The 24,323-nt window shown below is 61.1% G+C and carries 19 protein-coding genes; 9 read left to right on the top strand and 10 right to left on the bottom strand.

Features of this window, described 5'->3' with window-relative positions; translation table 11 throughout:
- Positions 1 to 322: 322 nt before the first annotated feature.
- The 9 genes from HBN98_RS10145 to HBN98_RS10185 form a co-directional block, all read right to left on the bottom strand.
- On the bottom strand, positions 323 to 1,567 hold the full coding sequence (locus HBN98_RS10145) for a metallophosphoesterase family protein (RefSeq protein WP_083367710.1): 1,245 nt from the start codon (positions 1,565 to 1,567) through the stop codon (positions 323 to 325).
- A gap of 25 nt (positions 1,568 to 1,592) precedes the next feature.
- Positions 1,593 to 3,461 (bottom strand): c-type cytochrome, encoded by a 1,869-nt coding sequence (locus HBN98_RS10150; protein WP_083367709.1) that lies wholly within the window; start codon positions 3,459 to 3,461, stop codon positions 1,593 to 1,595.
- Between the two features lie 197 nt (positions 3,462 to 3,658).
- Positions 3,659 to 7,111 (bottom strand): alpha/beta fold hydrolase, encoded by a 3,453-nt coding sequence (locus HBN98_RS10155; RefSeq protein WP_083367708.1) that lies wholly within the window; start codon positions 7,109 to 7,111, stop codon positions 3,659 to 3,661.
- A gap of 1,049 nt (positions 7,112 to 8,160) precedes the next feature.
- Positions 8,161 to 8,931 (bottom strand): electron transfer flavoprotein subunit beta, encoded by a 771-nt coding sequence (gene etfB / locus HBN98_RS10160; RefSeq protein ID WP_064589566.1) that lies wholly within the window; start codon positions 8,929 to 8,931, stop codon positions 8,161 to 8,163.
- A 15-nt stretch (positions 8,932 to 8,946) separates the two neighbouring features.
- Positions 8,947 to 10,167: an electron transfer flavoprotein subunit alpha gene (etfA, locus tag HBN98_RS10165; RefSeq protein ID WP_083367707.1), complete on the bottom strand. Its 1,221-nt coding sequence runs from the start codon at positions 10,165 to 10,167 to the stop codon at positions 8,947 to 8,949.
- Complete coding sequence (gene dgcB, locus HBN98_RS10170; RefSeq protein ID WP_083367706.1) at positions 10,167 to 12,116, bottom strand: dimethylglycine demethylation protein DgcB; 1,950 nt, start codon at positions 12,114 to 12,116, stop codon at positions 10,167 to 10,169. The genes etfA and dgcB overlap by 1 nt, the downstream gene beginning before the upstream one ends.
- A 199-nt stretch (positions 12,117 to 12,315) precedes the next feature.
- Entirely contained in the window at positions 12,316 to 14,376 is a 2,061-nt protein-coding gene (gene dgcA, locus HBN98_RS10175; RefSeq protein ID WP_064589569.1) for a dimethylglycine demethylation protein DgcA, read from the bottom strand.
- A 15-nt stretch (positions 14,377 to 14,391) separates the two neighbouring features.
- Entirely contained in the window at positions 14,392 to 14,922 is a 531-nt protein-coding gene (locus HBN98_RS10180) for a DUF5943 domain-containing protein (RefSeq protein WP_064589570.1), read from the bottom strand.
- 78 nt (positions 14,923 to 15,000) lie between these two features.
- Positions 15,001 to 15,978 carry a dipeptidase gene (locus HBN98_RS10185; protein ID WP_007962626.1) on the bottom strand — a complete coding sequence of 326 codons (978 nt, stop codon included), beginning with the start codon at positions 15,976 to 15,978 and terminating at the stop codon, positions 15,001 to 15,003.
- A gap of 233 nt (positions 15,979 to 16,211) precedes the next feature.
- Between HBN98_RS10185 and HBN98_RS10190 the strand changes: the two genes are divergently transcribed.
- The 3 genes from HBN98_RS10190 (at position 16,212) to HBN98_RS10200 (ending at position 17,485) form a co-directional block, all read left to right on the top strand.
- The gene (locus HBN98_RS10190; protein WP_047596500.1) at positions 16,212 to 16,613 is read left to right on the top strand and encodes a lysozyme inhibitor LprI family protein; all 402 of its coding nucleotides are present in this window, start codon (positions 16,212 to 16,214) and stop codon (positions 16,611 to 16,613) included.
- Between the two features lie 103 nt (positions 16,614 to 16,716).
- The gene (locus HBN98_RS10195; RefSeq protein WP_064589571.1) at positions 16,717 to 17,040 is read left to right on the top strand and encodes a helix-turn-helix domain-containing protein; all 324 of its coding nucleotides are present in this window, start codon (positions 16,717 to 16,719) and stop codon (positions 17,038 to 17,040) included.
- Between the two features lie 28 nt (positions 17,041 to 17,068).
- On the top strand, positions 17,069 to 17,485 hold the full coding sequence (locus HBN98_RS10200) for a DUF3010 family protein (RefSeq protein WP_064589572.1): 417 nt from the start codon (positions 17,069 to 17,071) through the stop codon (positions 17,483 to 17,485).
- A gap of 138 nt (positions 17,486 to 17,623) precedes the next feature.
- Here the strand turns inward: HBN98_RS10200 and HBN98_RS10205 are convergent, their stop codons facing one another.
- Entirely contained in the window at positions 17,624 to 18,568 is a 945-nt protein-coding gene (locus HBN98_RS10205) for a GlxA family transcriptional regulator (RefSeq protein ID WP_025108540.1), read from the bottom strand.
- 207 nt (positions 18,569 to 18,775) lie between these two features.
- Between HBN98_RS10205 and HBN98_RS10210 the strand changes: the two genes are divergently transcribed.
- The 6 genes from HBN98_RS10210 (at position 18,776) to HBN98_RS10235 (ending at position 24,295) form a co-directional block, all read left to right on the top strand.
- Complete coding sequence (locus HBN98_RS10210; RefSeq protein ID WP_083367705.1) at positions 18,776 to 19,720, top strand: choline ABC transporter substrate-binding protein; 945 nt, start codon at positions 18,776 to 18,778, stop codon at positions 19,718 to 19,720.
- Positions 19,721 to 19,827: 107 nt separating this feature from the next.
- On the top strand, positions 19,828 to 20,715 hold the full coding sequence (cdhC, locus tag HBN98_RS10215) for a 3-dehydrocarnitine:acetyl-CoA trimethylamine transferase CdhC (RefSeq protein WP_083367704.1): 888 nt from the start codon (positions 19,828 to 19,830) through the stop codon (positions 20,713 to 20,715).
- Between the two features lie 156 nt (positions 20,716 to 20,871).
- Positions 20,872 to 21,837, top strand: coding sequence for an L-carnitine dehydrogenase (locus tag HBN98_RS10220; protein WP_083367703.1), 966 nt, complete (start codon positions 20,872 to 20,874; stop codon positions 21,835 to 21,837).
- A gap of 179 nt (positions 21,838 to 22,016) precedes the next feature.
- On the top strand, positions 22,017 to 22,493 hold the full coding sequence (locus tag HBN98_RS10225) for a thioesterase family protein (protein WP_083367702.1): 477 nt from the start codon (positions 22,017 to 22,019) through the stop codon (positions 22,491 to 22,493).
- Between the two features lie 24 nt (positions 22,494 to 22,517).
- Positions 22,518 to 23,681, top strand: coding sequence for a gamma-butyrobetaine dioxygenase (locus HBN98_RS10230; protein WP_083367701.1), 1,164 nt, complete (start codon positions 22,518 to 22,520; stop codon positions 23,679 to 23,681).
- Positions 23,682 to 24,031: 350 nt separating this feature from the next.
- On the top strand, positions 24,032 to 24,295 hold the full coding sequence (locus HBN98_RS10235) for a hypothetical protein (RefSeq protein ID WP_064589577.1): 264 nt from the start codon (positions 24,032 to 24,034) through the stop codon (positions 24,293 to 24,295).
- Positions 24,296 to 24,323 lie beyond the last annotated feature (28 nt).

Here is a 24,323-nt window from a genome sequence, read left to right on the forward strand (position 1 = left end):
CCGAAATGGATTAATCACAAAGTAGGGTTTCTTGATAAAAAGCCAATAAATTGACTAAAAGTACTCCATTACAAAAAAATCCTGCATTGAACCCGACGGAATTTATTGCTGAACAATTTTTTCAATTTCTCACGTGCGGCCAAGTAAAGTCGCAGCCACCGTACCTGTCAAACTTGCCAATAGAACTATCGGAAACTGCTTCTATTTTGATTCGGCATATACCGACAACCAAACCCTTAACTAGCCAGCACAAGCGGCGTTAAGATTTTTAATATTTTCAATGCATGAAAAGGCCTGCGGTACAGATACCGCAGGCGCCCGGTCACGTGGATGACCACCTCACACTGCCGTCCTCGCCAATAAACTCCTCGAAAATCTCCTCCCCCACCAACCTGATTTTCGCGTACCCGTTCAAAACCCTTAGCGGATAGTCCGGATCCTTCGCATCCTGCGTCTCCGAAAACAGTATCCGTGAATGCCCGTTCAGCTCGCTGGTGGTGCCATAGGGAATCGCCCCGTGCCCGGCGCAGCGCGCATGCAGCCCCCCCTGTTGCGCGTAGACGATGCCGTTGTGCAGATGCCCCCAGTACCAGTAATCCGGCTCGCGCCCCAATGCATCGCACACCGGTTGATACAGCGCGGTCTTGTTATGCCCGGTGATGTCGAAGCCCTGATGATGGCTGAGCACCATCAGTTTTTTGCGTTTGGGCAGCGCCTTCATCCAGGCGATCTGCGGCTCGTTCAGCGTGCCGTCCATGTACAGGTTCATCACGTCCGAGGCATAGGCCGTGTCCAGCCCGACAATCAGCCAGTCGTCATTGATCAGGGCAAAGTAACTGGTGCCCTGCTGCCCGGGAAAACGCGCGGCCAGTTCCTTGAAATAACCATGGGCGCCGCTGTACATCTCGTGATTGGAGTTGAGGGTGAACGAGCCGTGGGTGCCCATCGGCCAGCCGGCCATGTCGGTGTCTTCCTGGGAATGTGTACCGGCGTAATAGACATCCCCCAAGTGAATGGTGAAATCGGCATTGGCCAGTTGCATCTGGTTGGCCACCGACACCGCTGGCGCATGGCTGTTGAACGGCCCGGTGCCCCAGTCGCCGGCAATTGCCAGCGTCACTTTGCGGTCCATTTGCACCAGCGCAGGATCAGTGCCGAAGGTCGCGTGATGACGCAGGTTTTCGATCCACTTGAGCAGCGCCTCGCTCCACAACAGATCCAGCAGCTCCCACTTGCGACATCCCAACAGCGTGCCGTCCTTGAGTACCGTGGTCTGCAATTGATCGGGTGATTGCGGCAACGGCGTGGCATTGCCGATGCGCAGGATCGACAAACCGTGGGACAGTTCCCAGGGTACGCTCGGCTCGTCGTCCGGCAACTCGCCGTTTTTCAGCACGTACTGCGCCTGATCGTGACCACGCTGGAGCAACTTGATAATGGCCTCGAACTCCTTCGGTTCAAGTTCGCTGATGAGCTTCATCCAGGCCATTTCCATGCGCGTGAACAACCCGTGAATGCGCACTTTGACCTTGTCGTATTCGTGTTTCAGATGACCGACCGCTGACATGGCGTAATCCTCTATCCGTAAGGGCTCACAGGGTTTTCATGAATTCGATCAGCGCACGCTTGTCGGCGTCCGACAGCTGCGTGCCATACAAGTGACCGGTGTTGTGGTTACCCTCCAGCCGGGTGTCGTATTTGAAGTCGGCCGAGGCTTTGGCTTGCGCGCCGCTGGTGACGAACCCGACATTGATCGGGTCGTAGACGTCGGAGCCGGTGATGAACACCTGCGGACGTTTTTCCGGCGGTTGCAGCAGATCCCACAAGGTCGGCACCGAACCGTTGTGCAGGTACGGCGCGCGCAGCCAGATGCCGTCGGTCGGCGTGTTGCTGTAGCTCTGGGTCTTGCGATACGCGCCGAAATCGAACGGCGGTTTCTTGAAGGTGTGGAATGCGTTCACCAGACCGGTGGTGAACGAGTCCAGCCGATGGGGGTCGGTGCCCAGTTGATCGATGTTGGTGGTCACTTGCCCGGTGTCGGCACGTCCGAAGTCGTGACACGCGGCGCAATTGGCTTCCCAGATCGGTTTGCCCTGGGCGACTTTCGCCTGATCCAGTGCCCACGGCCACGCCGGCGCCTTGTGCCCGAGCAGCCAGTTGGTCACCCGGTTGAAGCTCGGCGGCAGCACCGACTCCGGCGTCGCGCCCACGGCCATCGCGGCGGCGTAGTTGCGTTCGTGGATCTTGTTGTTATTGCCGTCCCAGTGCAGGTACATCGATTCCCGCGGTTTCTGGTTCCACACTTGCGGCAGGTCGACGGTGCCGATGGTCGAGTCATCCGGGAAGCCGAACACCACCATTTTCGTCGGGTTGAAGGTGTCGGTGCGGCCCGGGCCTTGTTGCGGCCGCAGCTTCTGCCAGGCGTAGGCCTGCTTCTGTTTGAGCAAGGCGCTTTTCGCCATCGGGATGATCAGGTAGCGGTTGTAAAGCTTCTCGAAAAAACCCAGTTGGAATTTGCTGTTGATCGCCGCCATCACCGCGTCGGTGGTGAATTTCGGATCGCTGGCGCAATCGTAGGCGTACCACTGGAAGGCTTGCAGTTGCAGGGTGTTGGCCGGCGCACTCGGCACATTGACCGCGACGTCGCTGGCATTGGCCCGATAGGAACCGGTGTGGCACAGCGCGCAGTTCGGCTCCACGGTCGGGTAGCCGATCTGCCGCTTGGCCATGCCGATCGGCAGATCCTTGCCGTTCTCATAGAGAAAGCCGAAGACTTCCCAGCCGCCGGGTTTGGGCATTTTTTCCGGGCACATCTGCGGCAGCACGGCGAACAGGTAATACGGGATGCGCGCTTCGATCCCCAGGCCGATGGCGGCGTATTTGTAGTGGTCTTCATCGGAGGCGTATTCCTGCTCCGGCACCACCCGCAGCATCTGGTACCAGGTTTCGTAACCGATGAAACCCAGCACGGCCAGCACGACCAGCGTGCCGACCTTGAAGCCGTGGCTCTGCCATTGCCGCGCCCACGCCGCACGCCACTCGCGCCAACCATCGCAGAGCAGCGCCCATGGCCGGTTCGCCGGTGCAGTGCCGAGGTACAGCAGAATGCCGAGGATCAGGAAGAAGCTCAGATCGCCCAGCAACATCGGCACAAACACCGAGCCCTGGATGCTGGTGTTGATCAGGTAGATCCAGAACACCACGGCGATCAGCCGCGTCAGCACGCACAACCAGGAATGCACCACGTAACGCGGCGCGTTGAAGCCCGACGGCATGTAAAACACGCTGATGCCCACCAGCAGCATCCCGGCGTTTTCCAGCCACGGGTCAGACAGTTGCGGCGGCAGACCGACCACCGATGTCAGCAACCCCGGCGCGAACAGCGCCGGGATGGCGAACACCATGTTCATCGCAATGCCGAGCCAGATGAAGCGTTGAAACCAGCGGATGTAGCTGTCCATATCATCCATTTCCTTGTGCAGACTTGAGAAAGAAATCCACTGCTTGATCGGCCTTGGTGGCGAGGGAGCTTGCTCCCGCCGGGCTGCGAAGCGGCCCTAAAACCTGCGAATGCGGTTTTCCTGCAACACCGCATCTGCCGGGTTTACGACTGCTGCGCAGCCGAGCGGGAGCAAGCTCCCTCGCTACAGGGACTTCATCAACCGAGGGCAGTTTTCTCCAGGTGTTCAAGGATGATCGGATACACATCCACCACCGCGTTCTTGCCGAACATGCAATCGATGTGGCCATAGCCCGGCACTACATGCCGGCTGTAGCGCTCCGGCCCGTGGACTTCGCACACTCGCTGGTAAGTCTTGAGGGTGCTTTCCGGCAGGTAACACTGGTTCTCCGCGCCGCTGATAAAGCAGATCGGCATCGTCAGCCGATCGAAGTGCGGCATGTACACATCGTTGCCTTTGAAATCCACCAGATGCCCTTTGCGCACGATCAGCGCCAGGTGCTCGAAGGTCTCGATGTTCGACTCGCCGAACAGCTCGTGCAGGTTGTCGTGCAGGGTTTCGTTGAGGGTGTCGTGGCGATACAGCGAGGCGTACATGAAGGTGATGCGGTGACACACCGGGTTGGTGCAATAACCCTGCGCCTCGATCCGCGCGTAGCCATTCAGCGCCTTGTCGTAGAGTTTGTTGAACCAGTTCTCCTTGCTGTCGGCGTAGGCGGTCATCGATTTGATACCGATCGCATCGAGCATTCCCGGCAGGTGCAGTCCGGCCTTCAACCCGGTCGCGGTGGCAACCACGGTGTCAGCGGCAATCTGCGAGCAGACCACCGAGCGTACGCCTTGCAACCCGGCCAGCAGCGACATGAAGAACGTCGTTGCGCCATAGCAATGCACCACGCACTGCACGTCTTTGGCGCCGGTTTGCTGCTGAATCTGTGCGATGGCCGCCTTGAAGTCGTACTGGGCGATCTGGTCGCCGTTCCATTCCTTCTTGCTCGCCGGCAACAGAATGCTCACGCGGAAGTCCAGCAGCCACACGTCATAATCGTGTTTGCACAGATACTCCAACAGGTTGGTCTGGATGGTGTCGGTGGAGAAGATGTTCGAACCGACGCCCAGGCCATGCACCAGCATCACCGGGCCTTTGCTCCCGGCCTGATAACGGCTCAGGCGCAGCTCGACGCCGTCCTCGGTGGGGAAGAAATGCACCGCCGGGGTCGGCGCATCCAGCGGCCGTTTCAGCCGCGGCGGCGCGTCGGGGTTGAAGTATTTGTCACCGGCGAAGACCCCGCCGTAACTCTCCCAGAGGATCCCGGCGAAGAACTTGCCGAAGCGTGCCAGGCCTTCGATGCGCTCGCGCTCGTTGCGCGCGTTGAGCACTTTCATGGTGGTCATCTGCTTGGCGAAATCGGTCGGATGAATGTGCATCACCCCGGAGCCGATCACCTCGCCCGACTTGTCCGGCCCGCGATACAGCGTCACGTACAGGGTGCTGGTGTCGTGCCAGATGTTCAGCACGCCGTTGTCTTCCGGCACAGTCTTGAAGGCGCTGAAGAAATAGTCGTTGCCGTCCTCGGCGCTCAGTTTCATGTCGTATTTCATGTGCCGCGTGTCGACCTGCTGCTCGAATTGTTCGAACAAGTTGAACACCCCGTTGCTGGCGGTCAGCGGTTGTGGCGACAGTGCCGGAGCGTTGACCGTGCCGACGATGGTCGCGGCGTGTTCCGGTTCCTTGATCATCCGATTGAGGTCGTTGGCGGTGATGGTCAGGGTGAAGTCGATCGGCGAGTTGTCTGCCTCGCCGCGTTTGGCCGCCGCTTCATAGACTTTCAGATCGGTGCTTTGCGCGGCGGTGAAGGCCCGGGAGAAATAGCCCTTCATGGTTTCGGTGAACTGCACGCCGAGGGTCGGCGGCGCCACTTGTTTGCGCGGTGCCGACGGCAGCGTGTAGTCGATCTGCCAACCGCGGTCGGCGGCGAGCAGGCCCATGTTGCGCTCGCTCACGGCGGAGATGGTCAGCAGCGGATTGACCGCCAGCGAGGTCGGGATCACCGCGCCATCGGTCACGTACAGGTTGGCGTAGACATCGGTGCCGGCCGCGCCGCTGAACACCTGGCCCTTGTGATTGACCACGCCTTGCCCGGCGTCCTCGCCCATCACGCAACCGCCCAGCGGATGCACCGAGACGATGCTGTGCTTGAGCAGTTTGGTCCAGATCGGATTCTCGACCCAGATCCCGCCCAAAGCCTTGGTGCTCTGGTACAGGCGTTCGTTGCCGAGCTTGAAGTTTTCCTGTTCGCCGACGCCCGGCCAGTCGATACGCAACTGGTCCTTGTTGTCGAGAATCATCCGTCCCTGGCCGCTGTCGTGGCTCATGATCAGGTAGGTCTGCATGTTGTGCAGCGCGCCGTAATAGGGTCCGCGCAGGAAGCTCTCGGCCTCGCGTTCCTTGTAGCCAAGCTTGCCGCTGAAACTCTCGTCGGTGGGCTTGCCGATCAATTCGGCGAACCCGGCCATGGCCGGCACCATCGGCCGGCCGAGGGCGCCGGGGATCGAGCCTTCCTCGATGACCATGCGGCTGCGCCAGTCACCTTCGGTGCGCATGTCGATGACCGAGGTGATGCACGGGCCGACCGGGTGCAGTTCCTTGGCCGGATGCGCGCCGAAGCCGATGCCATTGATGGTCTGTTCACAGTTGTGGCCGAAACCGAGGATGTCGCCGTTGCCGCTCATGTTCTCGCCGAGCTGGCCGGACATCACCAGGCCCTTGTCCCGCGAACGCAGGAGAATCTCGGTGGAGCCGAGGGTGCCGGCGGAGACCACGACGATATCGGCCTTCACAAACAACGTCGGCGCGTCGAATTTCTCCCGACCGCTGTCGAGGTACTGGAAGTGCACAATCCAGCCATCGCCGTCGCGTTCCAGATGACGCACCTCGGCCTGACAGAAAATCTCCGCGCCGTGGTTCCAGGCATCCGGCAGATAGTTCATCAGCGTGGTGTTCTTGGCCTTGTTGTTACAGCCCGAGACACAGTCGCCACACTGGTTGCACGGTAGCTGTTCGACGCCGACGTGATTGAGGTTGTTCGGCAGTTTGTCGAAGGTCACGTTGATCGGTGGCTTGTAGAAGTGCGCGCCTTGCTTGAGGTAGTCCGCAGACTTCTTGTTGGCGTCGAGCTTGGGCAGATGGGGTGAAGTGTCCGGATAAGGATTGGGCTTGAGCATTTCCCGGGCACGGGCATAGCCGTCCTTGAGCAAGGTATCGCGGTGTTCCCGCACAGCCAACGGCCAGCGCGGGTCGTCGAATACGCCGGGCTCAGGTTCCAGGGCCACGTTGGCATTGATCAGCGACGTACCGCCGAGGCCACAACCGACCACCACGTTCTGCTGGGCGTTGACGTGCAGATCGAACAGCCCGGTGCGCGAACCGATATGACCATCCGGGTCATGCACCTGCAGCTCTTCGGTGGCGGCAATCATGGTGTTGGGGTATTCGCCAGGCTGGATTTCCCGTCCGCGCTCGAGCAGGCACACCTGCTTGCCGGCCCGGGACAGGCGCGACGCAGCAATGCCGCCGCCATAGCCGGAGCCGATGACGATCACGTCGTAATGTTCCTTGATCTCGCTGATGGGCGTTGCGATGCGTGTCATGAGGGTGTTCCTCTCTCAGGCAGATGGGGCAACTCTGCGGTTGCCTGCAATCAATGGGCGAACGGGCACCTGGCCTCCGGGGCGAGCCCGGCGACAGCACAGCGTTTGGAACAGAAGGGTCGCTACAGACGAGCGTGTTGATTGGCCGCACGACGTAACGTGCGTTTGCGTGGCGAGGGGGTCAGACGATTCGGGCGGCTATCCATCATGCGTTCTCCCAGAACCTGATGTGGATAAGTGACGGCTATCCTTATGCCATTGCAGTGAAGACAGCGCCGGAATCGAAGTCAAGGCGACGCCTTAGAACTGTATGAAATGTGATCAATTGCCATTTGGACTATGACCGGCGGGGCTTGCAGGGTTCGACGAACAAGTTATCCACACAGCCACCCACAGCAAATGGGGGTAACTGTGCAAGAAAGGAAAAATAAGTGGCTGATTTGTGGAGAAAAATCGTGACTTATCCAGAAGTACGGTTTGCAGGACGAATTGGTTGTTTTTTGAACACATCCTTGCAAGCCACGTATTGCATGGCCTGCAGAGGATGGCGAACACCTTATCCACAGAAGCGCCAACAGACTCAGGGGGTAACTTTGCCTGCGCTGTGGAAAAGCGCTGCAGGCCGCGAATAATCGCGGTTTGCGCTGGAACTGTTCATTGGCAAAGCGCAATTGATCAGTTTTTGATCATTCGCGTGCAAGGCACGTTTTATAAGGGCCGCAGCGGATAGCGAACATCTTATCCACAGAAGCGCCAACAGAGATTGGGGGCAACTTGTGCCCTTATCCAAGGAGAAAAGCCCGGAAAAACCGTGACTTAGGCTGGTTGTTTTTTGATCTGAGGTCTGCAGGGCTTGATTGGCGTGGGGTGCAGGGATGGGCGAACACGTTATCCACAGATCCGCCAACAGGGATTGTGGGTAAACAACACAATATTGTCGAACTGCACATTCCAGTAGGAGCTGCGGCACGCTGCAATCTTTTGATCTTGATTTCAAAGATCAAAAGATTGCAGCGTGCCGCAGCTCCTACATGGGATTTGTGGGCGTGTCAGCGGACGACGCCTTCTTCGATCAGCAGTTTGAGGATCGCTTCAGCGCCAGCCTGTGCGGTGACGCCTTTGAGCACCTGCCCACCGCCACCACTGGCCTTGGCCGTCGCGGCTTTCATCCGGTCGGCACCGCTCTTGGCCTTGATCACTTTCAAGCGCTTCGGCCGAGGCTTGGCCGGTTGCAGGGTGGCGACCGCCAGCAGTTCATCGTCCAGCACCTCCACGTCTTCGGCGTTCAACACGCCGCGGCGCGCAGGGCCGTACGCGCTTTGCCGAGGTTTCGGCGCAGCGTTATCCACAGTCGCGAGAAACGGCAGCTTCACCTTCAACCGCCGCCGCTGCCCGCGCGGCAAGGCTTGCAGCACCAACGCCGAACCGTCGTTGATCGATTCGACCTGCGCCAGCCCCACCACCAGTGGCCAGCCCAGTCCTTCAGCGAGCAGAAACGGCAGCATGCCCGAGCCTTCGCCGGTTTCCGCCTGACTGCCGGTCAGCACCACCTGTGCACCTGCCTCGCGCAAATATGCCGTCAACGCCGGCAAGGCATCGGCGCCAGCAGGTTGTTCGAGCACGTGCATCTGTTCCAGGCCCATGCCCAGATAGGCGCGCAGTGCCGGTTCGGCGACATCCCCGGCATGCAGCACTTGCAGGTTATCCCCAGCCAGTTGCAGGCCCAGTTCCACGGCGCGCGCATCCTGTTCGGCGCGGCGTGGCCGGCCCGAGGTCGGATGGGCGCCGATGGAGACCAGGCTGATGACATTGGTGTTCATAACTGTGTCCTTCCCTTAAGCCGCATCGCGCTTGGCGTCGTTGCGGTAAGCCGCTACCGCCGCGATCAAGGCTTGAAGAATCTCCGCGCTCTCGCCGATCACCGACAGGTCGGCGCGTTTGATCATGTCGCAACCCGGGTCGAGGTTGATCGCCACCACCTTGTCGCAGGCACCGATGCCCTGCAGGTGCTGGATCGCCCCGGAGATACCCACAGCCACGTAAACCCGTGCTGTGACCCAGGTGCCGGACGCACCAACCTGACGGTCGCGCGCCATGAAGCCATCGTCTACTGCCACCCGCGAGGCGCCTTCGGTGGCGCCGAGCGCCGCAGCCGTCTCGTGGAACAGCGCCCAGTCCTTGACCCCGTTGCCGCCGGAGAAGATGAACTCCGCTTCGGCCATCGGGATTGCCGCCGGATCCACCGCCACGGCCCCCAGATCTTCGATCCGCGACAGGCTGCGCGCCACCGTTGTGGATAACTCCACTGGCAGGGCTTCGTGCCGGGTTTCGCTGACCGGTTCGGCGCATTCGGCCGAGGCCAGAATCAAGCGTGCGACCGGACGGGCAAGGTCTTGCAAACCCGCACCGGCGCGGCCGATGCATTCCTGATCCTTGACCTGCCACACCCGCGTCGCCGGGCGCTCGCCCAGTGCAGCGGCAAAACGGCGGCCGAGCTCGCCGCCACCGCTGCGGCTGTCCGGCAGCAGCCAGTGGCGAGGATTGAACTGGTTATCCACAGCGCGCAAACCTTGCACCCGTTGCTCCGGTGCATAACCGCTGAACTCATCGCCCTCGAGCACCAGCAAGCGATCGACGCCCGCCGTGGCGAAGGCGTTTTCCTTGTGCTCGCCGAACACCACCGCCAGCACTGCGCCGTCCTTGCCGGCCAGTTGATGCGCAAGGCCCAGCAGGTCGCGGTCGTGGCTGCTCAGGCGGCCGCCGACCATGTCCGGCACCACGCTGATGTAGAACGCCGGGGCCGCGACCTGATGCAGCGGCAACTGCACTTCAACCGTGGCCGAGCGTTTGACCGCCCCGCCTTGCTGCGCGCCGCTACGGTCGATGCGTTTGATGCCGTTGGGGCCGATGAAGCCGATGCCGTGCAGATTCTTGCGAATGACGCCGTTGGGGCCCATCCAGCTGTGTTGCGCCGGTTGCATCGCCGCGTGCAGCGGGTGCAGGCGGTTACGGGCAATCCATTCGGCGCGCGGGTCGCGGCGGATAATGTCGCTCATCAGTGGGCCTCCGCAGGTTCACGTTTGGCCGGTGCAGTCGGCTTGCCTGGCGCGGCGTCTTCGAGCAGCGCATCGGCCACCAGTTCGGCGATGTCCTTGATCATCGGACGCGGTTCGACCACGCCTTCGAGCATCGCCGTGCACTGTGGACAACCCACGGCCACCAGCTCGGCGCCGGTCTCGCGGATGTCTTCCATGCGCATGTCGGGAATCCGCTGCTTGCCCGGAATGTCGGTGATTGGCGCGCCGCCACCGCCGCCGCAGCAGCGCGAGCGGAAGCCGGAACGTTGCATCTCTTTGACCTCGATGCCGAGGGCACGCAGCACTTCACGCGGCGCCTCGTACTCGCCGTTGTAACGGCCGAGGTAGCACGGGTCGTGATAGGTCACGCTGTTACCTTTGTGCTGACCGAGGTTCAGCGCGCCGGCCTGAATGATTTCCGCCATGTAGGTGCTGTGGTGCTGCACCAGGTAGTGGCCGTCGAAGGCACCGTATTCGTTTTTCAGCACATGGAAGCTGTGCGGATCGCAGGTGACGATGCGGTTGAAACTGTACTTGCCCAGGGTCTGGATATTGCGTTTGGCGAGCAACTGGAAGGTCGCTTCGTCGCCCAGCCGACGGGCCACGTCACCGCTGTCACGCTCTTCCAGGCCGAGCACGGCAAAGTCGATTTTGGCTGCTTTCAGCACTTTGACGAACGCGCGCAAGGTGCGCTGGTTGCGCATGTCGAAGGCGCCGTCACCGACCCAGAACAGCACGTCAGTGGATTTCTTTTCGCTGAGCAGATTGAGGTTCAGATCCGCCGCCCAGTTCATCCGCCCGCCCGGGGCGAAACCGCCGGGGTTGTCGGTGGCGATCAGGTTTTCCAGAACCTCGGCGCCCTTGTTCGGGGTGGCGCCTTTTTCCAGAGTCAGGTGGCGACGCATGTCGACGATGGCGTCGACGTGCTCGATCATCATCGGGCATTCCTCGACGCAGGCGCGGCAGGTGGTGCACGACCACAGGGTCTCGGCATCGACCAGACCGTTGACGATCGGTTGATGCGGATTGCCGCTGTGCTCACCAATTGGCTTGCCGGGATACGGGCTACCGGCGAACTTGGCGTCAGTGCCGCCGGCGAGGCCGACGACCATGTCCTGAATCAGCTTTTTCGGGTTCAGCGGCTGGCCGGCAGCGAACGCCGGGCACGCGGCTTCGCACTTGCCGCACTGCACGCAGGCGTCAAAACCGAGCAACTGGTTCCAGGTGAAATCCTTGGGTTTTTCCACGCCCAGTGGCGCGCTTGGATCGTTGAGATCCAGCGGTTTCAAACCGGTGGAACGGCCACCGCCAAAGCGTTCGGCGCGACGGTGCCAGGCCAGGTGCAGGGCACCGGCGAAGGCGTGCTTCATCGGCCCGCCCCAGGTCATGCCGAAGAACAGTTCCGACACGCCCCACAGCACGCCAATCCCGAGAATCGCTGCCAGCAGCCAGCCGCCGAAGTTTTCCGGCAAGATCCCGGCCACCGGCAACGTCACCAGAAAGAACGAGGCAGAGAACGCCAGCAGGCTTTTCGGCAGGCGCATCCACGGGCCTTTCGACAACCGCGCCGGCGGGTTGAGCCGACGCCGGTAAACGAAAATCGCACCGACGAACATCACCGCCGTCATCAGCAGCAGCGCGTAACCGAGGATGCGGTTATGCAGGCCGAAACCGTGCACCAGAATCGCCAGCACAATCGACGCCACTGCACCACCGGCCGTGGCGACGTGGGTGTTGGCGATGTATTTGTCCCGCGCCACCACATGGTGCAAATCGACCATGTAGCGCTTGGGCATGGCGAACAGGCCGCCGATCAGATCGACCTTCGAGGCCCGGCCCCGACGCCACATCGCTACCCGCCGCAACGCGCCCAGCACCGCGAGGGCCAGGGCTGCGAACAACAGGATTGGAAGAAGGGTGTTCAACATAGGTGAAGCTCCCAAAGACCTCGGGGTCATTTGTGCGCTGGCAAGAGCAACGCACCTACCTGTGGCGAGGGAGCTTGCTCCCGCTGGAGTGCGCAGCGCTCCCAATACAGTCGCCGGTGTACCGCGACTTCAGGTTTGGGGCTGCTTCGCAGCCCAGCGGGAGCAAGCTCCCTCGCCACAGGTGATGGTGGTGATGCCGTTAGAAATCCTTGCAGAGGCGCAGGGCGTCGTAGATCGCGGCGTGGGTATTACGCTGCGCCACGCAGTCGCCGATGCGGAACAGCAAGTAGCCGTCACCGGTGGTGCTCAACGAAGGCTGCGGCTTGATCGCGAACAGTGCGTCAATGTCGATCTGGCCCTTGTTGCGCGAACCGTCCTTGAGCCCGTAATACAGCTCTTCGTCCGGACGCACGCCGTTTTCCACCACCACCTGATCAACCACCCGCTCCTCTTTGGCGCCGGTGTATTCGTTCTCCAGCACCGCCACCAGCTTGTCGCCCTCGCGGTAGACCTTCTCCAGCATCATGTCGCCGGTCATGATCACTTCTTTCGGGTACATGCTGCGGTAGTAGGTCGGGAATGACGTACCGCCGATGGCCACACCCGGCTTGATGTCGTCGGTGACGATCTCGACCTGGCTGCCCTTGTCGGCGAGGAAGTCCGCCACCGACATCCCGGTGAACTCGCAGATGGTGTCGTAGACCAGCACGTTCTTGCCCGGCGCAACCTTGCCGTCGAGCACATCCCAGCTGCTGACCACCAGCCCTTCGGCGGCGCCCCAGTGTTCGTTCTGCTCAAGGAACGGATGACCGCCCACCGCCAGCACCACCACGTCCGGACGCAGATCGAGGATGGTCGCTGCATCGGCAGCCGTGCCCAGGCGCAGGTCGACTTTCAGCCGCGCCAGTTCCAGCTGGAACCAGCGGGTGATGCCGGCGATCTGGTCACGTTGCGGCGCTTTTGACGCGGTGGTGATCTGCCCGCCGATGAATTCTTTCTTCTCGAACAGGGTCACGTCGTGGCCCCGTTCGGCCGCCACGCGTGCGGCTTCCATCCCGGCAGGGCCGGCACCGACCACCACGACTTTGCGTTTCGGCCCGGTGGATTTCTCGATGATGTGCGGCACGCCCATGTATTCACGGGAGGTCGCGGCGTTCTGGATGCACAGCACATCCAGCCCCTGATACTGACGGTCGATGCAGTAGTTGGCGCCGACGCACTGTTTGATCTGGTCGACCTGGCCCATCTTGATCTTGGCGATCAAGTGCGGGTCGGCGATGTGCGCCCGGGTCATGCCGACCATGTCGACGTAACCGCCTTCAAGGATGCGCGTGGCCTGGTTCGGATCCTTGATGTTCTGCGCGTGCAGCACCGGTGCCTTGACCACTTCCTTGATCCCGGCCGCGAGGTGCAGAAACGGCTCCGGTGGATAACTCATGTTGGGGATAACGTTGGCCAGGGTGTTGTGGGTGTCGCACCCCGAACCGACCACGCCGATGAAGTCGATCATGCCGGTGTCGTCGTAATACTTGGCGATCTGTTTCATGTCCTCGTGGGACAAACCGTCCGGGTGGAACTCGTCACCGCACAGACGGATGCCGACACAGAAATCGTCGCCGACTTCCTTGCGCACAGCCTTGAGCACTTCCAGGCCAAAACGCATGCGGTTCTCGAAGCTGCCGCCCCATTCGTCGGTGCGTTTGTTAACCCGTGGGCTCCAGAACTGGTCGATCATGTGCTGGTGCACGGCCGACAGTTCGACGCCGTCCAGGCCACCGGCCTTGGCCCGCGCGGCGGCCGTGGCGTAGTTGCCGATCACTCGCCAGATTTCTTCCGGTTCGATGGTCTTGCAGGTCGCGCGGTGCACCGGTTCACGGATGCCCGACGGCGACAGCAGGGTCGGCCAGTGCTCGCCGTCCCAGCGCGAGCGACGGCCCATGTGAGTAATCTGGATCATGATCTTGGCGCCATGCTTGTGCATGGCGTCGGCCAGATTCTGGAAGTGCGGGATGATCCGGTCATCCGCCAGGTTCACCGATTTCCACCAGCCTTGCGGGCTGTCGATGGCCACACTGGAAGAACCGCCGCAGATCGCCAGGCCGATGCCGCCCTTGGCTTTCTCTTCGTAGTATTTGACGTAGCGGTCGGTGGTCATGCCGCCGTCGGTCGCGTAGACCTCGGCGTGCGCGGTACTGAGCACGCGGTTGCGGATGGTCAGTTTGCCGATCTGGATCGGCTGGAACATTGCTTCGAAAGCCATGGCGGGTTCCTCGACTTACAACGGCTTGACGGTGAACAGGCCGTCGTCGTGGCCTTCTTCGGAGCCACCGTAGACTTGCTCGGCAACGGTGCGGATGCTGCTGCCACGGGCTTGCAGAATCTGGTCCATGGCCCCGGCAAACCAACCGGTGAACATGTAGTCGACCTTGCGCCCGACCTTGCCGTAGACGTAGACGAACGCCGAGTGTTCGAGCTTGACGCTGGCGGTGCCTTTGTCGAGATCGATGTCCTGGATCTTGAACAGGCCCCAGCCGCGTTGCGACAGGCGCTTCATGTAGTGTTCGAACACCGCGACGCCTTCCAGGCCGTGGCATTCGGCTTCTTTTTCACACCAGTGCCAGGCGGATTTGTAGCCGGCCTTGTAGAGGATTTCGGCGTAGGCTTCAGCGCCCAGAACCTCTTCGATGCCCATGTGGTTGTTGACGAAAAAGTGCCGCGGCACGTAGAGCATCGGCAGGGCGTCAGAGGTCCAGACACCGGTTTCGCTGTCGACTTCGATTGGCAATTGCGGGGCGATCTTGGCCATGGAAACTTAACTCCAGAAAAATTTGTGTATTGCCCCCGGCGCGGACGGCCGGGGGAAAGGATTCAGAAGTGCGGTGGCTTATTCGCCCCAAACATCTTTCAAGACGTTGACCCAGTTTTCGCCCATGATCTTGCGCACCACGCGCTCGGAGTGGCCGCGCTTGAGCAGGGTTTCGGTCAGGTTCGGGAACTCGCCGACGGTGCGGATGCCCAGCGGGTTGATGATCTTGCCGAAGCTGGTCAGACGACGGGCGTAGCCCTTGTCGTGGGTCAGGTATTCGAAGAAGTCCTGACCATGGCCCTGGGTGAAGTCGGTGCCGATGCCGATGGCGTCTTCGCCGACGATGTTCATGGTGTATTCGATGGCTTCGGCGTAGTCGTCGATGGTCGAATCGATGCCCTTGGCCAGGAACGGCGCAAACATGGTCACGCCGACAAAACCGCCGTGATCAGCAATGAACTTCAGTTCTGCATCGGATTTGTTGCGCGGGTGCTCCTTGAGCCCCGACGGCAGGCAGTGGGAATAGCAGACCGGTTTTTTCGATTCGAGGATGACTTCTTCGGAGGTCTTCGAGCCGACGTGGGACAGGTCGCACATGACGCCGACGCGGTTCATCTCGGCAACGATCTCGCGACCGAAGCCCGACAGGCCGCCGTCACGCTCGTAGCAACCGGTGCCGACCAGGTTCTGGGTGTTGTAGCACATCTGCACGATGCCGACGCCGAGCTGCTTGAACACCTCGACATAGCCGATCTGGTCTTCAAACGCGTGGGCGTTCTGGAAGCCGAAGAGGATACCGGTCTTGCCCTGCTCCTTGGCGCGACGGATGTCGGCGGTGGTGCGCACCGGCATCACCAGGTCGCTGTTCTCGCGGATCAGCTTCTGGCTGGCAGCGATGTTGTTCACGGTCGCCTGAAAGCCTTCCCACACCGACACAGTGCAGTTGGCCGCCGTCAGACCGCCCTTGCGCATGTCTTCGAACAGCTCGCGGTTCCATTTGGCAATGATCAGACCGTCGATAACGATGCTGTCGGCGTGTAATTCGGCTGGGCTCATCAGGCGTCCCCTTATTGGCGATTCATGCGCCGAATCGTCTGCCGGCGCTTTGGGGCCAGCATATGCCTCGGTGCCGGGGCGACCGGGTGCAAAAACGACAGGGGAATTGCCGAAAGCGTCAATCCGCGACAAAGGGTCGCCAGGCGCTCCGATCAGCTACCTGTTCAAGCCCGCCAGCTTGAGCCAGAATCTGGCGCATCTTGGATACACCACTGGATTAGAGCGGCGACAACATGAAATCGATCTTCCTGGCCCTGGCACTGATTGCGACCGGCGTACACGCCGCCGAAGAGACCGACAACAACCCGTGCGACGCGGTGGAAAACGACGTCCAGACCTTGGAATGCTCGACGTATAGCCGCACCACGGCCGAAGACCTGCTCAAGGACAACTACGCCAGCCTCAACGAGCGCATGCAGGCCACCTACGGCAAAAACGCCGCGCAACTGGCCGACATCACCGCCAAACTCAAGACCGCCCAACAACAATGGCTGAAAACCCGCGACGCCGATTGCGCGGTGGAAGCCTTCCCGGCCACCGAAGGCAGCAAGGCGTTCAAGATTGCGCAGAATGACTGCGTGGCGCGGATGAGTGATGAACGGTCGGAGTTTTTGGAGTCGATTGGGCAGGAGTGATTCTGGAAGTTTGGCAACATGCCGAAAAACGTTGTGGATTGGCCGACTGGAAAATATAAGTAAAGATTCGAATATCTTATAAAAGACTTATATTTCCAGCGCCATGAATCAATCTGCCGACATCCAAATCATCAACGATGCCGAGGGCAACCCCGCCTTCGTAGTAATTCCCTACGCTCAATACGTCGCACAGAAAATGCAGCCCGATCTGATCCCGCATGAGGTGGTCAGTCGAATGGTCGACGGGGCGACACCGATCCGTGCCTGGCGCGAACACCTGAACCTGACTCAGGAAGAAGTGGCGAAACGTCTGGGAATTTCCCAGCCGGCGTTTGCTCAACAAGAAACAGTAGCGAAGCCACGCAAGGCAACCCGCGAGAAAATTGCAGCAGCGTTCGGCATCACGCCCAATCAGCTTGAGTTGTAGGCTGACCTCTTCATTCAAAGGAATTCCCATGAACATCTGCGGCATCGAAATCAAAGGCAGCGAAGCGATCATCGCCGTGGCCTCCCTTGACGGGGCAACGCTGAGCCATGTGGCGCTCAACACCAAGAAAATCGCCCTAGATGATGATGACGAGGCGGCCAACGTCAAACGCTTCGCAGCGCAGGTTGCCTCGTTTGTGCGCGAACATTCGATTGACCGCATTGCGATCAAGAAACGCAGCAAGAAGGGCGAGTTTGCCGGTGGGCCGACGACGTTCAAGATCGAAGGTGTGTTTCAGTTGCTCGATGGGTGTGAGGTGACGTTGTTGTCGCCGCAGACGATCAACGCGCAGGCGAAGAAGCACAATTTCGAGCTGCCGGGAACGCTGAACAAGTATCAGCATGAGGCTTACAAGGCGGCCTGTTCGGCGTTGGTGAAGAAGTAAGCGTTCTTACAGACAATGAAGATCCAAATGTGGGAGCGAGCCTGCTCGCGAAAGCGGTGGATCAGTCAATCCTGTATTGACTGACACGCCGCCTTCGCGAGCAGGCTCGCTCCCACATTGGTTTTGGGTTCATCCAATTCAGGCCTGGGCGGTACGCCGGTCTTCACGGGGGCACCGTGCAAACTTCGCCCGATAGCTGCGGGTGAAGTACGACGGCGATTCAAAGCCGCAGGCGATGCTGACTTCAAGCACGCTCATGTCGGTCTGGCGCAGCAGCTGCCGGGCCTTCTCCAGGCGCAGGCGCAGATAGAAATTGCTCGGCGTGTCGTTCAGGTGCAGCCGAAACAAACGCTCAAGCTGCCGCCGCGTCACTTTGATCGATTCCGCCAGTTGCAGCGTGGTCAGCGGTGGTTCGCTGTGTTGTTCCATCTCGCCAATCACCTGCACCAGCTTCTTGTTGCTGATGCCGTAGCGCGTGGCGACCTCCATGCGCTGGTGGTCCTTGCGCGGGCGGATCCGCCCCAATACGAACTGCTCGCTGACTTGAATCGCCAGTTGCGGGCCGTGGGCCTGGGCGATCAGATCGAGCATCAAGTCGATGGACGCGGTGCCACCGGCCGAGGTGATGCGCCGGCGGTCAATCTCGAACAGTTCCTGGGTCACGCTGAGCTGTGGATAAGATTCCTTGAACGCATCGATGGCTTCCCAGTGCAGGGTCAGGCGATGGCCATCGAGCAGGCCCGCCTCAGCCAGAACGAAGCTGCCGGTGTCGATGGCGCCGAGGGTGACGCCTTCGTTGTCCAGCCGCCGTAACCAATGTTCCAGCGTCGGCGTGGCGAACTTCAGCGGTTCGAACCCGGCCACCACCAACAGCGTCGCACCTTTCTTCAGCGGCTCCAGCGCCGCGTCGGCGTTGACCGACATGCCATTGCTCGCCAGCACCGCCCCGCCATCGGCACTCAGCACATGCCAGCGGTACAACTCGCCGCGAAAGCGGTTGGCCACCCGCAGCGGTTCGATCGCAGAAATAAAGCCAATGGCCGAGAACCCCGGCATCAGCAGAAAGTAGAAATCCTGGGACATGGGCGCACTCGATTCGCGGGTAACGAGAGGGAGGGTAGCGTGGCTCGTTGATACGCCGATTGTCGTCAGCGTTCAAGCGCACAGGTCGCTACAGTGCAAGAGCCAGTCGCCGCAGTGCGTTTTTACAGGGGCATTGCTGCGTAACTTGGCATCACCGGCACGCCAGATGCCGGAACTCACAATAAACGACCTGCCGAGGAACCCGACATGAAACGACTGATCAGCCGCTGTGTTCTTGCACTCAGCGGTACCGCTTTCTTCAGCGCCAGCGTCATCGCGGCCGAACCCGCGTCGTGCCAGAACGTGCGCATGGGCGTGGTCAACTGGACCGACGTGATCGCCACCAGTGCCATGACCCAGGTCCTGCTCGACGGCCTCGGCTACAGCACCAAACAAACCAGCGCGTCCCAGCAAATCATCTTCGCCGGGATCCGCGACCAGCGGCTGGACCTGTTCCTCGGTTACTGGAACCCGCTGATGACCCAGACCATCACCCCGTTCGTCGACGCCAACCAGGTCAAGGTCCTGCCGGCGCCGAGCCTGAAGGATGCCCGCGCCACCCTCGCCGTGCCGACCTATCTGGCCGACAAGGGCCTGAAAACCTTCGCCGACATCGCCAAATTCGAGAAAGAACTGGGCGGCAAGATCTACGGCATCGAGCCGGGCTCGGGCGCCAACACGCAGATCAAGGCGATGATCGCCAAGAACCAGTTCGGCCTCGGCAAATTCCAGCTGGTTGAATCCAGCGAAGCCGGGATGCTTGCCGCCGTTGACCGTGCCGTGCGTCGCAAGGAGGCCGTGGTGTTCTTCGGCTGGGCGCCGCACCCGATGAACGTCAACGTAAAAATGACCTACCTCACCGGCAGCGATGACGCCCTTGGCCCGAACGAAGGCATGGCCACGGTGTGGACGGTCACTGCGCCGAAATACGCCGAACAGTGCCCGAACGTCGGCCGCCTGCTGAGCAACCTGACGTTCACCGCCGAAGACGAGAGCCGGATGATGCAGCCGCTGCTCGATCACAAGGACGCCTTCGAATCGGCCAGGCAATGGCTCAAGGATCACCCTGAAGACAAGCAGCGCTGGCTCGACGGTGTGACCACCTTCGACGGCAAACCGGCCGCTGAAAACCTGCAACTGACCAGCAAATAACCCTCAATTGAAAAGCCCCTCTCCCAGATGGGAGAGGCGACTGACCGACGCTTCGCAGCCCGTAAAGGGCTGCGGACAGACCCATCACGCCTGAAGGAAACCGCCTCATGAACCACGACGTCATCATCACCTGCGCACTTACCGGTGCTGGCGACACGACCGCCAAGAGCCCCCACGTGCCGGTCACTCCAAAACAGATCGCGGCAGCGGCGGTGGAAGCGGCCAAGGCCGGTGCCACCGTGGTGCACTGTCATGTGCGCGACCCGCAGACCGGCAAGTTCAGCCGTGACGTGGCGCTGTACCGCGAAGTGATGGAGCGCATCCGCGAGGCCGACGTCGACATCATCGTCAACCTCACCGCCGGCATGGGCGGTGACCTGGAGATCGGCCCTGGCGAGAGCCCAATGGAATTCGGCCCGAACACCGACCTGGTCGGCCCGCTGACCCGCCTGGCCCATGTTGAACAACTGTTGCCGGAAATCTGCACCCTCGATTGCGGCACGCTGAACTTCGGCGACGGCGACACCATTTACGTCTCCACCCCGGCGCAATTGCGCGCCGGCGCCAAACGCATCACCGAGCTGGGCGTGAAGGCCGAACTGGAAATTTTCGACACCGGCCACCTGTGGTTCGCCAAGCAGATGATCAAGGAAGGTTTGCTCGATAACCCGCTGTTCCAACTGTGCCTGGGCATCCCGTGGGGGGCGCCGGCCGACACCACCACCATGAAAGCCATGGTCGACAACCTGCCCGCCGACGCGGTGTGGGCCGGGTTCGGCATCGGCCGCATGCAGATGCCGATGGCCGCGCAAGCGGTACTGCTCGGCGGCAACGTGCGGGTCGGGCTGGAAGACAACCTGTGGCTGGACAAGGGCGTGCTGGCAACCAACGGCCAACTGGTCGAACGCGCCACCGAGATCCTCAGCCGCCTCGGCGCCCGCGTGCTCACCCCCGCGGAAGGTCGCAAGAAAATGGGCCTGACCCAGCGCGGCTAACCATCAGCAAAAAAATGGGGTTCTGACTGCCCCCGATATCACCTGTAGGAGCTGCCGAAGGCTGCGATCTTTGACTTTGATTTTTAGAAGCAAGATCAAGAGATCGCAGCCTTCGGCAGCTCCTACAGGGTTCTGCAAACTTTTTAGGACGTGACCATGAGCTTTATCACCAACATCAAAACCTTCGCCGCCCTCGGCAGCGGCGTCATCGGCAGCGGCTGGGTCGCACGTGCCCTCGCCCATGGCCTCGACGTAGTGGCCTGGGACCCGGCGCCCGGCGCTGAAGCCGCGCTGCGCAAACGCGTGGCCAATGCCTGGGGCGCACTGGAGAAAAACGGTCTGGCGCCGGGCGCTTCGCAGGATCGCCTGCGCTTTGTGGCGACCATTGAAGAATGCGTGCGCGATGCGGATTTCATCCAGGAAAGCGCCCCGGAACGCCTCGAACTGAAACTGGATCTGCACAGCAAGATCAGTGCAGCGGCAAAGCCCAATGCTCTGATCGGCTCCAGCACCTCCGGCCTGTTGCCGAGCGAGTTCTACGAGAGCTCGACCCACCCGGAACGTTGCGTGGTCGGTCACCCGTTCAACCCGGTTTACTTGTTGCCATTGGTGGAAGTGGTCGGCGGCAAGCACACCGCGCCGGAAGCCGTTCAAGCGGCGATGACAGTCTACGAATCCCTCGGCATGCGTCCGCTGCATGTGCGCAAGGAAGTGCCGGGGTTCATCGCCGACCGCTTGCTCGAAGCGCTGTGGCGTGAGGCGCTGCACCTGGTCAACGACGGGGTGGCGACGACTGGCGAGATCGACGACGCGATCCGCTTTGGCGCCGGTCTGCGCTGGTCGTTCATGGGCACGTTCCTGACCTATACGCTGGCCGGTGGTGACGCGGGGATGCGTCACTTCATGTCGCAGTTCGGCCCGGCGTTGCAGTTGCCGTGGACCTATCTGCCGGCACCGGAACTGACCGACAAGTTGATCGACGATGTGGTGGATGGCACCAGCGATCAACTGGGGCGGCACAGTATTTCGGCGCTGGAGCGCTATCGTGATGATTGTTTGCTGGCGGTGCTTGAGGCGGTGAAAACCACCAAAGAGAAGCATGGGATGAGTTTCAGCGAGTAAACGCCGTTCCCTGTGGCGAGGGAGCTTGCTCCCGCTCGGCCGCGAAGCGGTCGTAAAACCAGCGAGTGCGGCCTGACTGACACACCGCGTCAAGAGGTTTTGGGACTGCTGCGCAGTCCAGCGGGAGCAAGCTCCATCGCCACAAGTGTGTATTTCGCCAGCGACCTATGGAGTTCAGCATGCCGCACCTCACCACCTACCAAACCCGCATCATCCCCGACTGGGTCGACTACAACGGCCACCTGCGCGACGCCTTCTACCTGCTGATCTTCAGCTACGCCACCGACGCCCTGATGGACCGCCTCGGTATGGACAGCAGCAACCGCGAAGCCAGCGGTCACTCGCTGTTCACCCTCGAACTGCACCTGAATTATCTGCACGAAGTGAAGCTCGATGCCGAAGTGGAAGTGCGCACGCAGATCATCGGCCACGACAGCAAACGCCTGCACCTCTATCACAGCCTGCATAAGGTCGGTGATGAGCAGGAACTGGCCGGCAACGAACAGATGCTGCTGCACGTCGACCTCGCCGGCCCACGTTCGGCGCCTTTCAGCGCGGACACCTTGAGCCGTCTGCAAAGCATCGTCGCCGAGCAGGCCGACCTGCCCGCTCCCGCTTACATCGGCCGCGTCATTGCCCTGCCACCCGCCCGCTAAATTCATCGATCGCAAGGAGCCGCCATGCACACCGCTGCCGCTGTTGCCGATTTCCGTACTTATCCGTTGATCAGCGCGCTGAGCGGCGTGCAGAGTCTGGCGGATCGCGTTTCGATTGCCTGGGCCGATGGCCGGATCAGCCCGTTTCACCACGTCTGGCTGCGGGACAACTGCCCGTGCGAGCAGTGCGTCTACAGCGTCACCCGCGAACAGGTGTTCGAGATCGTCGATGCCGCGCCGGACCTCGCCCCCGCCAGTGCGCGCATCGACAGCGACGGCAGCCTGCGCATCGACTGGCAGGACGGCCACCGCAGCCGATTCGACCCCGGCTGGTTGCGCGCCCACGCCTACGACGATGCCTCCCGGGCCGAGCGACTGGCCGGCAAACCCAAGGCTCAGCTGTGGCGCAGCGATCTGCAGTTGCCGGTGTTCGACTACGCCGCGCTGATGAATGACAACGGCGCTCTGCTGCAATGGTTGATCGCGGTACGCGACATCGGCCTGACCCAGGTGCGCGGCGTGCCCACCGAACCCGGTTCGTTGAAGCTGATCGCGCAGCGCATCTCGTTCATTCGTGAAAGCAACTTCGGCGTGCTGTTCAATGTGCAATCCAAGGCCGACGCCGACAGCAATGCCTACACCGCTTTCAACCTGCCGCCGCACACCGATTTGCCCACCCGCGAGCTGCAACCGGGGCTGCAGTTTCTGCATTGCCTGGTGAATGACGCCGAGGGCGGCGAAAGTATTTTTGTCGATGGTTTTGCGATTGCCGATGCGCTGCGCAGTGAAGACCCCGCGTCGCTCCAGGCGCTGTGCGAGATCCCCGTGGAGTTTCGCAACAAGGATCGCCACAGCGACTATCGCTGCCTGGCGCCGATCATTGCGCTGGACGCGTCGGGCCGGGTTGCGGAGATTCGCCTGGCGAACTTTCTGCGTGGGGCGTTCAATACGTCGGTGGAGCAGATGCCGTTGCTGTATCGCGCCTATCGACGCTTGATCGCGATGACCCGCGAGCCACGGTTTAGGCTGATGCAGCGGCTCAATCCGGGTGAGCTGTGGTGCTTCGATAACCGCCGCACGTTGCATGCGCGCAATGCGTTTGACCCGGCCACCGGGGCCCGGCATTTCCAGGGCTGTTATGTCGACCGGGATGAATTGTTGTCGCGCATATTGGTGTTGCAACGCTGATCCGCTAAAAGCAAAAGATCGCAGCCTTCGGCAGCTCCTGCATTGGAATGCTTTTCCCTGCAGGAGCTGCCGAAGGCTGCGATCTTTTGACTTTCATTGCATTAAAAAAGCCCCGATACAAGCCGTGACAGGATCGGGGCAGAGGGTACTGTTGAGGAGCTGCCAGTCGAGGGTGACCAAACCGTCTGTAGCGAGCTTGCGCCAGTGTGCCCACTCCCCTTTGCACTGAGTTAGCCGAAAACGACCTGTTCATAGCCGTCGCAGCCACTGCGACAAATCGCCCTTGCCGTCACTCCCCATGCCTACCAGAATCGAGCCACGACCTCCGTTGCCGAAGAAGGATGCGCGTCATGATGTATGCCGATTTGATCGATCAGGAAGACCTGTTGGGACAGCTCAAGGCATTGGGACTTCAGGTACCGAGTGGCTCCACAGCGGAGCAGGCCTGCGAGTGTGCGGTGCGGGGTCTGGATAATGTTCGCGCATTCGAATTGCGCAAGATGGTCAAGGACATGTACACCAGCGGCGCGAGTATTCAGCCAGCGGTGCGTCAGGCGATCGACAAGCAGTTGTTGCCGGCATTGGCGCAATACCAACAGACCCACAGCGCCTGACGAGCAACTGTGGCGAGGGAGCTTGCTC

This window comes from Pseudomonas koreensis (genome assembly GCF_012986595.1).
Taxonomy (GTDB): domain Bacteria; phylum Pseudomonadota; class Gammaproteobacteria; order Pseudomonadales; family Pseudomonadaceae; genus Aquipseudomonas; species Aquipseudomonas koreensis.